General features: G+C 65.8%; 13 protein-coding genes. 6 read left to right on the top strand and 7 right to left on the bottom strand.

The window, feature by feature from the left end; translation table 11 throughout:
• Positions 1-34 precede the first annotated feature (34 nt).
• The 3 genes from Q0263_RS13300 (at position 35) to Q0263_RS13290 (ending at position 4,082) form a co-directional block, all read left to right on the top strand.
• The gene (locus Q0263_RS13300; RefSeq protein ID WP_298016987.1) at positions 35-2,929 is read left to right on the top strand and encodes an HD domain-containing phosphohydrolase; all 2,895 of its coding nucleotides are present in this window, start codon (positions 35-37) and stop codon (positions 2,927-2,929) included.
• Positions 2,930-3,041: 112 nt separating this feature from the next.
• Complete coding sequence (gene tehB / locus Q0263_RS13295) at positions 3,042-3,605, top strand: tellurite resistance methyltransferase TehB (protein ID WP_298016985.1); 564 nt, start codon at positions 3,042-3,044, stop codon at positions 3,603-3,605.
• A gap of 36 nt (positions 3,606-3,641) precedes the next feature.
• Entirely contained in the window at positions 3,642-4,082 is a 441-nt protein-coding gene (locus tag Q0263_RS13290) for a nucleoside deaminase (RefSeq protein ID WP_298016981.1), read from the top strand.
• A gap of 16 nt (positions 4,083-4,098) precedes the next feature.
• Here the strand turns inward: Q0263_RS13290 and Q0263_RS13285 are convergent, their stop codons facing one another.
• Genes Q0263_RS13285 through Q0263_RS13255 form a run of 7 tightly spaced genes read right to left on the bottom strand, consistent with a single transcriptional unit; the run spans position 4,099 to position 11,937 of the window.
• On the bottom strand, positions 4,099-5,283 hold the full coding sequence (locus Q0263_RS13285) for an MFS transporter (RefSeq protein ID WP_298016978.1): 1,185 nt from the start codon (positions 5,281-5,283) through the stop codon (positions 4,099-4,101).
• A gap of 43 nt (positions 5,284-5,326) precedes the next feature.
• Positions 5,327-6,040 (bottom strand): phosphocholine cytidylyltransferase family protein, encoded by a 714-nt coding sequence (locus Q0263_RS13280; RefSeq protein WP_298016975.1) that lies wholly within the window; start codon positions 6,038-6,040, stop codon positions 5,327-5,329.
• On the bottom strand, positions 6,037-6,669 hold the full coding sequence (locus tag Q0263_RS13275) for a gamma-glutamyl-gamma-aminobutyrate hydrolase family protein (protein ID WP_298016972.1): 633 nt from the start codon (positions 6,667-6,669) through the stop codon (positions 6,037-6,039). The genes Q0263_RS13280 and Q0263_RS13275 overlap by 4 nt, the downstream gene beginning before the upstream one ends.
• Positions 6,632-9,007, bottom strand: coding sequence for a PEP-utilizing enzyme (locus Q0263_RS13270; protein WP_298016969.1), 2,376 nt, complete (start codon positions 9,005-9,007; stop codon positions 6,632-6,634). Before Q0263_RS13270 ends, Q0263_RS13275 begins: the two co-directional genes overlap by 38 nt.
• 10 nt (positions 9,008-9,017) lie before the next feature.
• Positions 9,018-10,364: a hypothetical protein gene (locus Q0263_RS13265; protein WP_298016967.1), complete on the bottom strand. Its 1,347-nt coding sequence runs from the start codon at positions 10,362-10,364 to the stop codon at positions 9,018-9,020.
• Positions 10,361-10,888, bottom strand: a complete 528-nt coding sequence (locus Q0263_RS13260) for an adenylyl-sulfate kinase (protein WP_298016964.1) — start codon at positions 10,886-10,888, stop codon at positions 10,361-10,363. The genes Q0263_RS13265 and Q0263_RS13260 overlap by 4 nt, the downstream gene beginning before the upstream one ends.
• Complete coding sequence (locus Q0263_RS13255) at positions 10,882-11,937, bottom strand: CDP-glycerol glycerophosphotransferase family protein (RefSeq protein WP_298016961.1); 1,056 nt, start codon at positions 11,935-11,937, stop codon at positions 10,882-10,884. The genes Q0263_RS13260 and Q0263_RS13255 overlap by 7 nt, the downstream gene beginning before the upstream one ends.
• 350 nt (positions 11,938-12,287) lie before the next feature.
• Between Q0263_RS13255 and Q0263_RS13250 the strand changes: the two genes are divergently transcribed.
• The 3 genes from Q0263_RS13250 to Q0263_RS13240 are packed head-to-tail and all read left to right on the top strand — an operon-like array spanning position 12,288 to position 14,265.
• Positions 12,288-12,683, top strand: a complete 396-nt coding sequence (locus Q0263_RS13250) for an FdtA/QdtA family cupin domain-containing protein (protein ID WP_298016959.1) — start codon at positions 12,288-12,290, stop codon at positions 12,681-12,683.
• Positions 12,683-13,144, top strand: coding sequence for an acyltransferase (locus Q0263_RS13245; protein ID WP_366140712.1), 462 nt, complete (start codon positions 12,683-12,685; stop codon positions 13,142-13,144). The genes Q0263_RS13250 and Q0263_RS13245 overlap by 1 nt, the downstream gene beginning before the upstream one ends.
• Entirely contained in the window at positions 13,144-14,265 is a 1,122-nt protein-coding gene (locus tag Q0263_RS13240) for a DegT/DnrJ/EryC1/StrS family aminotransferase (RefSeq protein ID WP_298016956.1), read from the top strand. Before Q0263_RS13245 ends, Q0263_RS13240 begins: the two co-directional genes overlap by 1 nt.
• Positions 14,266-14,269 lie beyond the last annotated feature (4 nt).

The raw sequence follows: 14,269 nt of genomic DNA, 5'->3' as shown, positions 1-14,269 counted from the left end.
ATCGGCCTTGCTCTAGTGGATACTGGAGAGATCCATGCCGCAAGTCCCTCGTGCGCAGCCTGCGTGGCCGGTCCGGCTCGTCATTGCCGGTCTTGCGGTGGCGGCGATGGCGCTCGTCGCCGTGGCGCTCATCACCCTCAGCTGGTATGGTTCGCGGGCCATTCTTCTGGACATGGCTGCCATGGCGGCGCGCGACACGGGACGGATCGTGGCCGAACGGGCGCATCGGTTCATCGAGCCCGGTTCCCTGTCCTTGCGCGTCCTGGCGTTCGACCCGGTGGCCGACGCGCAACGGCTCGAGCATCGGCTGGCGCGCCGCGGCGCCCTGGCGACTGAGCTGGCCGATAACCCACTGGTGTCGGCCATCTCCGTAGGGTACGAGAACGGCGATTTCCTGCTGATGCGGGCGCTGGACCAGAGCGACATTCGCGAACGTTTCCAGGCGCCGGCCCGGGCCAGCTATCTCGTGCAGGTGGTGGAACTCGGCGAGGACGGCAAGCGGCGCGGGCTGTTCCTGTTCTACGACGCCGGGAACGAGCTCGTGCTGCGCCGGCCGGAACCCGACTACCAGTTCGATCCGCGCGCGCGACCCTGGTATATCGGCGCCATGGACGCGGCGTCCACCGTCACCTCCAGGCCCTATGTCTTCTTTTCAACCCGCCAGGTGGGCATCACGCTTTCTCGCCGGTCGCATTCGGGGCGGGCCATCGTGGCGGTGGATGTCGCGCTGAAAGACCTGGGGGAGGCGCTGGGCAGCCTGCGCATGACGCCCAGCGCCGAGCTGGCCCTGGTCGACGAGGACGGCGCGGTGATCGGCTATCGCGACATGCAGGCGCTGCTGGTGCGCAAGGACGATTCGGATGAATTCGCCCTGCGCACGTTGGATGGCCTGGGCATCGATGCGCTGACCCGGCTGCAGCGGGCCGCAGTCGGCGGCGGCCAGGTCGTCTCCTACGAATCGGGCGGGCGCGAGTGGTTCGGAATGGCGCTGCCTTTCGACGGCATCGATGGCGTGAACATGCGGCTGCTGACCGCCGCGCCCGCCGGTGAGCTGCTGGGACCGCTGGTGCTGACCCGCACGCGCATGATCTTGATATCGGTCGCATTGATCGTGCTGTTCCTGCCCGTGGGCTGGCTGCTCGGCAGCGCCGTGGGACGCGCGCTGGAGGCCGTGTCGGCGCAGTCGCTGCGCATGTCGCGGTTTGATTTCCGCCGCCCGAAGAACCGGCCCCCTTCGGCATTGCGCGAGGTGGAAGCGCTCAACGGCGTGATGGACAAAGTGGCGGACTCGATGGAATCGCTGCTGGACATCAGCCGCGCGCTGGGCGCCGAGCCGCGCATGGACACCATGCTCGTGCAGGTGCTGGAGAAACTCGTCCGGGCGACGCGCTGCGAGGGCGGGGCCGCTTATCTCTTCAGCCAGGATCGGCAGCAGTTGGTCCGTGCGGCCGCATTCGGAGAACAGGCCGCGCTGCCGGATTCAATGAGCGCGGACGAGGGCGATGCCGCGCTGGCCGGCGCGTGGCGCGAGGGCCGGGATCATCATTGCATCGCTTTCGCATTGCTCGGCCGCGATCGGCAATCGCGAGGACTGCTGATGCTGATCCATGACCAGGACTGGGACCATGCGGCGCCTGAATTCGCGGCGTTCGCCGATCGTCTGACCGGCATGCTGGCCGTGGCCGTCGAAACGCGCCAGCTCATCGAGGCGCAGCGCAAACTGTTCGAGTCCGTGACGCACATCCTGGCCGATGCCATCGACGCCAAGAGCCCTTACACGGGCGGACACTGCGAACGGGTGCCGAAACTGGCCATTCTGCTGGCCGAGCGCATGCAAGCCGAGGATAGCGGCCCCTACGGGGATTTCCACTTGGACGAAGACGAGCGCGAGGCTTTCCGTCTGGCCGCCTGGCTGCATGACTGCGGCAAGGTGACGAGCCCAGAGCACATCATGGACAAGGCCACGAAGCTGGAGATCGTCTATAACCGCATCCATGAGATCCGCATGCGTTTCGAAGCGCTCTGGCGCGATGCCGAGATCGACTGCCTGCGGGCCCGGCTGCGCGGCGACGATTCCCTCGCAGCCGAATCCCGGCGCGATGCTCGCCAGGCGCAGTTGCGCGAAGACTTCCGGTTCGTTGCGCAATGCAATATCGGTGGCGAATCGCTGTCCAGCGAGGCCATCGGACGCCTGCGCGCCTTGGGCGAGCAGACCTGGCTGCGCCATTTCGACGACGCGTTGGGCCTGGACACGCAGGAAGGCGCCCGGCTGGCCGGCATTCGGCCCGAGCCGCCCGCCTTGCCCGTCGCCGAGCGGCTGCTGGCCGATCAGCCGCAGCACGTTGTTGCCTGGGACGATGCGCGGCGGCCCCCCGTGGCGCGCGACGACCCGCGCAACACCTGGGGTTTCGACATGACGCTGCCTGAACACCGGCGCAACATGGGCGAACTGCACAACCTGACCATCCAGCGCGGCACGCTGACCGCCGAGGATCGCTTCGCCATCAACGACCACATCGTCCAGACGCTCATCATGCTCACGCGCCTGCCCTGGCCGCCGCACCTGCGGCGGGTGCCGGACATCGCAGCCAACCACCACGAACGCATGGATGGCAAGGGCTACCCGCGCCGTCTGCGTGGCGAACAATTGGGCACCACCGAGCGAATCGTCGCACTGGCGGATGTGTTCGAGGCGCTGACCGCGGCCGATCGCCCCTATAAGGCCCCCAAGTCCCTGTCCGAGTCGCTGCGCATCATGGCCTCCATGTGCAGGGAAGGGCATCTGGATCCGGATCTGTTCCGGTATTTCGTGCGCAGCCGGGTATGGCTGGATTATGCCCGGGCCCACATGCGCCCGGAACAGATCGACGAAGTGGACGTCGAGGCGATGGTGGATGGATCTTCCCCCCGGCCATTGGAAGGCAAATAGGGTCTTTGGGTGGATTTCGGTCGCAGTTTGCTACCATCGTCCGCGAAGCGCCAGGCCTGCGGCCGACTTGCCCAGGCGCCTGGCGGGGTTTGAATTCACAGGATTTCAGTCAATGGATGATTTGAATAGCCGCTATGGCCTGAACCAGGCCCACAGCGAGGTCGTGAAAGCGTGTGAAATCATCGCGCCGTGCGATGTGTTCGACATGGGGTGTTCAAGCGGGCGCAATGCCCTGTATCTCGGCCAGCGTGGCTTCGCAGTCACCGCCGTCGACGCCAACCCCCAGGCCATCGCCACGCTGCAGTCGATTGTGGATCGGGAAGGTACCGACACGATCACACCCCGCGTCTACGACATCCAGCAAGCCGATATCGGCGCGGATTATGGCTTCATCGCCTGCACCGTGACGCTGATGTTCATCGATCCGTCACGTGTCGGCGCGGTGCTGTCCGATATGCGGCGGCGCACGCTACCGGGCGGGTACAACCTGATCGTCTGCGCCATGGACACCGAGGAATACCCATGCCCCATGAATTTCCCGTTTACCCTGAAGCCAGGGGAACTCAGCGCCTATTACCAGGGGTGGGAACTGGTCAACTACAACGAGGACCTGGGCACCATGCATAATGGGGCGCAATTGCAGTTTGCGACCCTGTTGGGGCGCAAGCCGGAATAAGCGTCCGGCGCCGCTGAATCTGTTTCGGAGCGAATCATGGATCCATTTCTTCAGGCAGCGATCGAGGAAGCCCGCCAGGGCCTGGCCGAGGGCGGCATTCCGATCGGGTCGGTGATCGTGCATCAGGGGCGCATCATTGGCCGCGGGCATAACCGGCGCGTGCAGAACGGCAGCGCCATTCTGCACGGAGAGATGGATGCCTTTGAAAACGCCGGACGCCAGCCGGCCCGCGTCTATCAGGAATCCGTGCTGTACACCACCCTGTCGCCTTGCCCCATGTGCACAGGGGCGATCCTGCTGTACGGGATCCCCAAGGTGGTTGTCGGCGAAAACCGGACTTTCATGGGGGACGAGGACTTGCTGCGGTCGCGCGGCGTGCGGGTGGACGTCGTGCAGGATGAAGCCTGCGTCACGCTGATGCGCGATTTCATCCGCGATCATCCCGAACTGTGGAACGAGGATATCGGACAGGATTGAACGCCTGGCGGACCGCTCAATCCTGAAGCCTCCTGAGGGCGATGGCGGCCCCGAGCACCGACAGGACCGTGAGGCAGGCGAAGGCGAAGGGGAGCCCCGCCGCGGTGGCGAGTCCGCCCGCCGCGAGCGCGCCCGCGCCGGTTCCCAGGTCGAAAGAAGCGTTCCACAACACCGATACACGGGTCAGTCGTGCCGCGCCCCCCAGCCTGAAAGCCAGGACGAGGGAGGTGCTTTGCAGGCCGCCGTAGGCCAGCCCCAGCAGCGTGCCGCCGGCATAGAGCGCCCATTGAGCCGTGCGCGGATCGTCGATCGACAGGGCGGCGCTCAGGGCTGCCATGCCGAGCACGAGCGCGGCGCACAATCCCGCGATCATCTTCAACATGTCGCGCCGGTCGCTGAGGACGCCGAAGATCCATCGGGTCGGGGTCGCGAAGCCGGTCATGCACAACAGCATGATCGCCGCGGAGGCCGCATCCGGAGCCATCTGGCTGGCGAAGGTCAGGACGGCGCCCCCGCTGCTGGTGGCGATCAGCAGGATCAGCAGCGTGGGGGCGATCAGGCGGAACGTCGATGTCCGCTGCGGCGATCCGGAGTCGGCGGGTCCCCGGTCCGGGACGGCGTGCCGGCTCAGGGTGCGGCCCAGCGGGCGGACCAGAAACAGGCCCGCCAATGGCAATGTCGCGATCAGCGTCATGGCGAAGCTGCCGAATCGCTGGTCGAGGACGGGGGCGGAGGACATGAGCAGCAGCTGGGGAAATGCGACCGCCAGACCATAGACGCCCACGGCGGCGCCCCTTCTTTCGGCGGGCACGAGCAAGGCCATGGCGGTGGCGCCGCCGACCGTCAGAATGCCGAAGCCGATGCCGCGCAGGGCGCTTGAAATCAGGATGGCGGCGGAACCCGAGGACAGGACTTGCAGCGTGGCCGGCGCGCCGAGCGCGATCAGCCCGAGGGCCAGCACCTTCGTCCACCCGAACGTCCGGATGGCGTAGTTCATGGCGAATTGAGCCATGATGGTGGTCGCCATCAGGACCGTGGTCACGCTGCCTGCCGCGGCCTCGCTCGCTCCCCGGGCCAAGGCCCAAGCCGGCGAGAGCGGCAACAGGATGCTGAAGCTGGCGACGCCCAGGACGACCGCGATCAGAAGAAGGCGGACGCCCTGGGCCTTGTGAATGGGGATATGACGGTCGTTTGCATCCACGTGCGAGATTTTCCTTCGGGTCCGGCCGATCGCCAGCGCCCCTTTATTCGTAGGCCCTCAAATCCGTCTCGCTATCCACTTCCCCCCAGGTCCCGCGGTAGGGCACGGCCTCTATGGGCATTCTTCCGGCCTGGATGATCGCCTGCAGCGTGCCCGTCATATGCATCCGGTCCCGCTCGGCGGCCGGCAGATCCTTGCGGATTCGCGAGATCTCCGCCCACCCGGCCGGACTGATCCGCAGCAGGCCCATGTATTGGCCCTGGACGGCCTGGACGGAGTCCGGCTTGCTGCCGATCTCCATCAGGGTCCCGTCGGGGTGCAGGCGAAACGTCTCCGCATCCGACAAGGGATCGGTAAACCGCCGCTGCCAGATGTCGAGCCAGTCGGGATCGTAAGTGATCGCCAGATCCGCCGGCGAGGCCATCAGCGAGGAGACCGCCTCGGAACCGTAGAAGATGTCCGAATAGCTGATGATGCAGGGCGCCTGGGACAGCCAGTCTTCGGCACAAGCCAGCGATGCGACCATGTTGGTCTGCGCCCAGCGGGGGTTGTGGAACTCCCGGCTTCCGCGATCCGCCAGCATCTCCCGACGGTAGCCGGTGACGATGCCGATGTCTTCGACGCCAGCGGTCCGCAGGGCGTCGAGCTGCCGGTCCAGCAGTGCGCGGCCTTGAAGTTCGACCAGGCATTTGGGGCGCTCGTCGGTCATGCGCCGCATGCGGCTGCCGCGCCCTGCGGCCAGGATGATGGCTTTCATAGGAACAGGTTCCGGATTCTCAGTATGTCGGTTGGATCGAAGGGGGCGGGCTCGCGCTCCGGGTGCCACATCCACGCTTCCCACGGCTTGTGGATGCCTTGCATGGCCTCGATGGCGCCATCCGCGGCCGACGCCAGGGTCTCGAAGCCTTCGGGGCAGAATCGCGGCGCATGGGCATGGAAGCTGTTCACCTCTTTGGAGATGGCGCCGCTCACCGGGTGCCGTGTCCCGACGTGGCCCGGCACGGGCGCCAGCGGACATTCCGCCAGTAGCGCCATCATCTGCATGCCGCGGCAGACGCCCAGCACCGGCAGCGCCATTTCACTGGCCCATGCCAGGAGTTCCCGTTCGGTTTCGTCTCGCAGGGGGGTGGCGCCGATGTCATCCCCGCCGGTCAGGATTAGGCGATTCACGCCCCAGGATTCGCAGTAGGCGCGGATGCGTTCCCGGCCCAGATTGGGCAGCGGCATCCAGGCCGCTTCCGGCAGCGCGGCCGCCAGGAATCCGGCCCAGTCCTGGGCGATGGCATCCCGGGGCTCCGCGTAGCTGGGCGCGGAGGTGATGCGCATGGTCAGGCCGATGCGGATCGGTTCAGGCCGCTTCGACGGGCCGGAGGATTTTTTCGACACAGTTCAATTCCACGTGAAGGGCGTTGGATATGCGGCGATAGATCTGTTCTCCAACGCCGATGGCGGCGGGCAGGCCCAGTTCCGCGCAGCGCACGGCCATGTGGGAGTTGGCGCCGCCATACTGGGTGATCAGGGCGCCGGGCGACTTGGTGAAGATCCAGTCGAAGCCGGGATCCGCGTTCTCGATGCAGATGATGCGGCCCTGGATCTGGATGGTGGAGGGGGTGTTGGCGCCCAGCCGCACCACGGCGCCCGTCGCCTGCCCCAGTCCGATGAAGTTGGGTACGCTGCGATTCAGGGTGGCCACGTGGATGTCGCAACCGCCAAAGAGAATGTGGCTCAGGCGCAGGGCGTGGGCCGCGTCCATCGAGCGCCGTGCGTGATCCGCCAGATCGAGGTAGTGGCGATCCATGTCGTCCATGATGGCGCTGTGCCGGGATGCGCGGATCGAATCCCAGTCCAGGAAGGACAGGTCGTCCCGGGACAGGCCGTGAGAAGCGCCCCAGCGGATGATGGCGGAAAGCGCGTCGGACAGACAGCGGGTGAAGATGAATTTGATCTGCTCGCGGGCGGCGATCGCCTTGGCTGCATGCTCGAGCAGCGTCCGGGTGTCGATCCCGACGAATCCCGAATCGGACAGCAAGGCGTCGATGGCCTGCGTTTCCTGGTCCGTGGGCGCGAAGGCATCCGCGGCCGGCGCCGGCGCGCCGGGGGCCATGTCGGTGAACAGGTCGTCGCGTTCGTCGTAGCGCAGTGACGTGATTTCGTAGGTCCCCGGCCGCAGGTGGCCGTAACGATTGAAGAATGCCTCCGTGGACAGGGATCCTGCGCCTGCGGCCTGATAGGCCGTCAGCAGATCGCGGGTCACGGTGTTGATGCCGCGCTTGAATTGGGCCAGGCGATCTTGCGTCAAGGCCTTGCGCCGGACGGCGGATCGCAGCAGGGTTTCGGCAATGAACGCGTGGCGCGCCGCCATGGAGAACGGCAAGGTGCCGGACTCTTTGCAGCGATCCAGCAGGTGCGCCGCCCAGTCCAGGTCGGGGCCGGCGGGCCGTTGCCGGGACAGCTCTTCGTCCAGCCGGCCCGCGTCTTCCAGCGCCTGGTCCAGCGTATTGCCCGGGCCCGGGCGCAGGCTGTCGAGCGTCAGCTCGAGCAGTGATGCCCGGTATCTGTCCAGTTCGCCCGGCGACAGCAGAGTCGGATAGCGGTCCGTGAATGTGGCGTCGAAGCAGAAGTCCAGGCAGGTCGGGACGATCTCGAATTCGACTTTGTCGTGGAATTCGGGATGATCCTCCAGGCGCTGCAGCCAGGCGTCCACCAGCCGGTTTCCGATGCCGTCCGGCAGGGCGGCCGGCAGGAAGGAGTTGAAGCTGTTGCGGACGTCGATGTAGGGGTGGTGGTTGATGGTGAGCATCAACTCGGCCGAACCCGTGTCCCGATAACCCATCCGTGCGCGCGCCTGGCTCCAGATCCGCTCCGTGATCAGGTGCCGGTATAGGGATGCCGCCAGCGGGCGCGGCGTGGTGCCGATGATCTCGGCCGGATTCCAGTCGGGCATCACGGCCAGGATGGTGCGTGCGCCCAGAATCCCCGGCCGGGGCCGGGAAGCCTGCTCGATGAAGCGTTCGGCCTGGGCCAGCTGCCGGTGCACGCGACGTTCCGTGACCGGATGCCAGTTGCGCGCCAGCGCGATGCGGCGGACCTGGAACAGGTGTGTCCCGCCCTGGCTGTCCAGGCCGAATTCGATGTCCAGCGCGGCGCAGTGACAGACTTGCTCCAGTTCCCGGGCGAGCTTCAGGATGGCCGCGATGCGGTCCGAGCGGATCAGGCGTTCGGGGCATTCCCGGTGGACATACAGGCTCTTGTGGACGCCGTTCCCGCTGGTGACGGCATCGGTGCGCCCCGTTTCATCGTCGTAGTCGATGCAAAAGTACGGCGCGCCGTGCACCATGTCATAGGTCATGACCACGCCGCTGACCACGATGTCGCGGGCCATGGCCTGGATCAGGACCTGGTCCTTGGGGTTGCCCGTCATGGATTGCGCGACTTGCCGGATGGCTGCGTCCAGGGCGTCCCGATTCGACGCAGCCACGTCCAGAATGCTGAGAAACGCGCCGGCCATGGACGAGGTTGCCGCATCTTCCGACAGGGCGCTCGATCGCACGACAAGCGCCTGGGCGCCGAACTTCGCCTGGACGGCGGTCAGTATGCGTTCGGGATCGGCCTGCCATTGCTCGCAGGAGAAATGCATCGATTCGCCGATGGCGCCCGACTGGATGCGGCCCGTCAGGTTGTTCAGGGTTTCGGCCTTGGTGCCGAATGCGAATGTGGGATCCATCGATGTGTCGTCAGCCATTATCGTGTTCGGGCAGGCCCAGGATGGCCAGGTGCTTCAGGACGGGATGGATGACGAAGTAGGTCGTCCCCTCGTCCTGCCGTTGCGGTTGCGGCCGCGGGAATGACCCGGCGGCCGCATAATCGCGCAGCAGCCGGACCAGCGTGTCGGCCCTGATCGAGGCATCGTATGTCCGGTCGATGTCGATGCTGCGGTCGGGCGCCGGGTAGTGCCTGCGGGCCAGGATGCCGCCGGTGTCGATCCGCGCGTCGAGGAAGATCGCGGTCACCGCCGGCGGCTCGCCGTTCAGCAGGGCATAGTAGATCGTGGTGCTGCCCCGGTAGTCCGGAATGCGGCCCGCATGCATGTGGAGAAACCGGGCGCCCAGGTCCAGGGCTTCGGACGACACGATCTGGCCTCCCGCGCCCGAGTAGATCAGCGTGTGGGGCCGCAGCCGCCGGATGGCCTCCAGCGCCGGGGCATCGTTGACGCTGGCCGCCTCGACCGCCTGGATGCGGATGCCGGCCCGGCGGCAGGTCGTCATGACGGACTCGTCCAGATCGGCCAGCGGAACGCCTTTCCAGAGCCTCGCGGGCCGGGCTGCCGCCGAAGCGGCGTCGGCAGCGGCATGCTCGCCCAGCAGCAGGACGAATTCCGGATGCAGGCCGTTTGCCGCCAATGCCTGGATATAGGCCTGCGACCTGGCGGTGGGGGCGGCAATCAGTCCGACCCCTTGCAGCACGGTCGGCGCCGCGCGCGGCGTCGGCGGGATGGGCGTTACGGCCTGGGCCGGCCCGCCTCGCGCGCCGGAAGCGATCCGGTCGAGCAGATCCCGCTCCCGTTCCAGGACGTTTCGCAGGCGGACGCCGGACGCCTGGCCGATCGTGGGGGCCATGCCGTCGGACGTCAGCGTGTCGACGCATTTGAGCAGGCCGTTCGAATAGCGCAGATCGGCGGTCGACGCCGCTGCCTGCGCCAGCGCCTCGGCCAGCAGAAGATAGCGTTCGAGGCCGTGATAGCGGGCCGGATCCGCGGGCCGCCAGGCTGCCGTGTAGTTGTCGTGCAGTCGTTTGGATACCTCGAAACGCTGCAGAATTCGGTCCAGCGCGATCCGGGCATCGGCAGTGAACGGAGCCGGGGACCGCAGCGCTTCCTTGATCTGGCGAAGCGTCCGGACGATGGGGGCGGAATCCTCCGTCGCGCCGCCGGCGCTTCGGCTTGCTGCGCATGCGGCCAGAGCCGTGGTTCTCTGACGACGCCAGGAGCTCAGAAAATCCTGCCCTCCGAACGGGGTATAGAAGTAGGTGTTTCTGCGTTCCAGCAGGTCGCCCGAGGCGTATGGGTAGGGGAGTCCGGTCATGCCGAGGCATCCAGGCCCGCCCGTGCCAGCGCCTGCGCGGCCAGGGCGGGAATGTCCGGCGTGTCGCCGGAGGAGTCGATCACCATGTCCGATCCGGATGGCTGTTCGAACGGGATGTGCACGCCCACCACGTTGGGGATCCTGCCGGTATCGGCGGCTGCGTACAGGCCCTTGACGTCGCGCCGGCGCAGGGCGGCCATGGGGGCGTCCATGAAGATTTCGAAATAGCGGCTGAACCGGGTCCGGTTGTCCCGTCGCATGTCGGCGAAGATCGACAGGATGCAGCAGACCACGTGAATGCCTTGGCGGTCCAGCATTTCGCACAGGGCGGCGATGCGTTCGGCATTGAGGCGTCGGCCCGCCACGCTGTAAGGATCGGCGCCCTGGTCGAAGGAAAAGACCCGGCGTAGCGTGTCGCCGTCCAGTAGCACGGTATTGGGATGCCGGGCCCGGAGCTGGCGGGCCATCTCGCTGCCCAGCGTTGTCTTGCCGGAACCCGAGAGTCCGATCAGCCAGATCACCATCCCCCGGCCTTTTGCTGTGTGATGATGTGGTCCATGTGCATCAAGGCCTGGGCGGCGACATGTGCGGCGAAACCGAAATGAGGCGCGAAGTACTTGCGGCGCAATTCGGCGCGCATCACGCGGTGTTCATCCCAGAGCGTCTCGTCGGCGAGCGACGCCTCCAGGTCGCCCGAGCCCGCCGCCAGGTGTTTGAAATGGCGGCGCAGCGCGATGTCGGGCGATTGGGGGCCGGTGAAGACGTCCTGGCTGGCGTTGGGCACGTCCAGCAGCAGGAAGTTCTTGTCGGTGTAGAGCGCCGCCATCGGCGGCCCCCCGTAGTCGAACAGCATGAAATCGGCAAGCTGGTACAGCGGAAGGTTGTCGCTGTGGTCCGTGATCAGGCGGGTCAGAGGCTGGCGCGCCAGGGCCTGGACCCGGTGAGGCTCGGACCCCGGCATCAAAGGGTGGACCTTGACGATGACGTTGTATTTTTCCGTCAGCGCGCCGATTTCTTCGTCGAAGTGGCTGACCGAGGACAGCGCCTTCCAGGTGGGGAGCCAGACGATGGTGTCCTTGCCCGGGTCGCACCCGTATTGCGACTTCAGTGTGGCGAGGTCGGGCTGTTCGCTGAAGTAGCGATCGAAGCGGGGATATCCCATCTGGATGATGGCGGCATCGCAGATCTCCGAAAATGCTTCGGCGTGATAGGGACCGAAGCACAGGATCGCGTCATAGAGCTGGTTCCAGGAGGCGAGGTTCCAGCCTGTCTTCCCGGCGGCGTACATGAATCGCACGTTGTGTTCCGCGATTTGCTGGACGAGGGGCGGGTTGTAGGCGCCCACGGCCGGGTGGTTGGACACCAGGAAGCGGAACTTGTGCCGGGCGCCGATGACGTCGTCGGCGTTCCAGAGCCGGCAGTTCCATTTGCGGGTGGCCGCGGCCGCGGCATCCTGCGCGACATCGAACAGCACGATGTCGAAGCTGCCGGGAGGCAGTTGATCCCAGACAGGAGCGAAGTGGTTGACGAGCTCCAGCGAGTGCAGCAGGAATGCGGTATGGGCTTTGCTCATGATCAAGACGGATGTTGAAGAATAGGGGACAGTCTAGCGAATTCCGTCGCCCCGGTACGCGTCTAGCTGAGGAGAAAACACCGCCTAGATAGAGCATATGCTCGCGGCGGAGTCGGGGGCGGGAGCAGGGCGCGTCGGACGGACCGCGCCGTTACGTCCAACACCCTCGCCAATGCCCCTCTTTTTCCGTCATTGACGCGCCTTGTCCTCTGCTATCCTGTGCGAGGCGGGTGTCTGGCGGGATGCGGGCCTTTGTCTGTCTTGAATTCCCGGGCATGTCCGGACTTCGGGGCTTTGCGCGTCGGTTCAGGATATATGGCGGATTCGATTGGGGCTGGAGTGTTACCGCAATGAGCTTGATCAAGTGGATTGAATTTCCTCCTCTGGGTGACGACCGTGGATCTCTCGTTGCCCTGGAAGGCCAGAAGACGGTGCCGTTTCCCATTCGCCGGGTCTATTACCTGTTCGGCACGAAGGAAAAGGTCTCCAGAGGGTTCCATGCCCATCGAAGTCTGTTGCAGGTCGCCGTCTGCGTGACCGGAAGCTGCCGTATGGTGTTGGACGATGGCCGGTCGCGGGAAGAAGCGGTGCTGGACTCCCCGACCCGGGGGCTGATGATCCGGAACATGATCTGGCGGGAAATGCACGATTTCACGCCGGATTGCGTCCTGCTGGTGCTTGCCAGCGAACACTACGATGAGGCCGATTACATTCGCAGCTATCCCCGGTTTCTGGAATGCCTCTGATGGCGGCCTTCATTCATTCCCTGGCCGATGTGCAGACGAGCCGGATCGGCGACGGAACCCGGGTCTGGCAGTTCAGCGTGATCCTGCCGCGCGCGGTCGTCGGTCGGGATTGCAACGTCTGCGCCCACACCTTCATCGAGAATGACGTGGTCGTCGGAGACCGGGTGACGATCAAGTCGGGGGTCTACCTGTGGGACGGCATCCGGATTGAAGACGATGTGTTCATCGGGCCGAATGCCACATTCACCAATGACCCGTTTCCTAGATCCAGGCAGTATCCCGCCGATTTTCCTCGTCTGGTCGTTTGCCGCGGGGCCAGTATCGGCGCGCATGCCACGTTATTGCCCGGCCTGCGGATCGGCGAGTCGGCGATGGTCGGCGCGGGGGCCGTCGTGACGGCGGATGTGCCCGATCGCGCCGTTGTCGTCGGAAATCCGGCCAGAGTCATCCGGTACGTATGATGAATGTTCCTTTCCTCGATCTGAAGGCCATCAATGCCGCGTATCGGACTGAGCTGCTCGATCGACTGACCAGGGTGGTCGATTCCGGCTGGTATATCCAGGGCGACGAACTGGCGAACTTTGAAAAAGAGTTCGCCGCCTATTGCGGCGCTTCCCATGCCGTCGGCGCGGCCAATGGCCTGGATGCTTTGTGGCTGGCGCTGGAGGCCTGGAAATACCAGGGACGGCTGCGGCCGCGCGACGAGGTGATCGTGCCGGCCAATACGTACATCGCCACGATCCTGGCGGTCATCCGCGCCGGATTGACGCCCGTGCTCGTGGAGCCGGATCCGCTGACTTGCAACCTGGACCCGGAGGCCGCCGCGCGGGCGATCACGCCCCGTACGCGAGTCGTCCTTCCCGTCCACCTCTATGGGCGCATGGCGGACATGCCGCGTATCTGCACCGTCGCCGAAGCGCATCGCCTGCTGGTTCTGGAAGACGCTGCGCAGGCGCATGGCGCGTGCGTGGACGGGCGTCGGGCAGGCGCCTGGGGCGACGCGGCGGCATTCAGTTTCTATCCGGGAAAGAATCTGGGCGCGCTCGGAGACGGCGGGGCCGTGACGACCGGGGATGCCGATACCGCCGCTGTCGTGCGCGCCTTGGGGAACTACGGATCCCATGAAAAGTATGTGCATGAAATGGAAGGGGTCAACAGCCGCCTGGACGAGATGCAGGCGGCGCTGCTGCGCGTCAAGCTGCGGCGGCTCGACCAGAGCGCCATGGCGCGCCGCCGCATCGCGGCTGCCTATCTGGCCGGCATCCGGCACCCCTTGATCCGCTTGCCGGATGCCGGAGGCGGCGCGCCTGCCGATGACGTATCGCATGTCTGGCATCTTTTTGTCGTCCGGTGCCAGCAGCGCGATGCGCTGCGCCAGTGGCTGGGGCGGCAGGGCATCCAGACGCTCATTCATTACCCGACACCCCCGCATCGCCAGCGGGCCCTTGCAGGACGCTTCGATGTTCATCTCCCCATCACGGACGGGATTCACGGCTCCGTGTTGAGTCTGCCTCTGTGGCCGGGGATGAGCGATGAACAGATCGAGCATGTGATTTCCGCATGCAATGCATTCCCATCGTGACGGC

The organism is uncultured Castellaniella sp. (genome assembly GCF_937988725.1).
In the GTDB taxonomy this organism is placed as follows: Bacteria; Pseudomonadota; Gammaproteobacteria; order Burkholderiales; family Burkholderiaceae_B; genus Castellaniella.
Note: the sequence above shows the minus strand (reverse complement) of the source record. Positions and strands in the feature narration are given on the sequence as shown.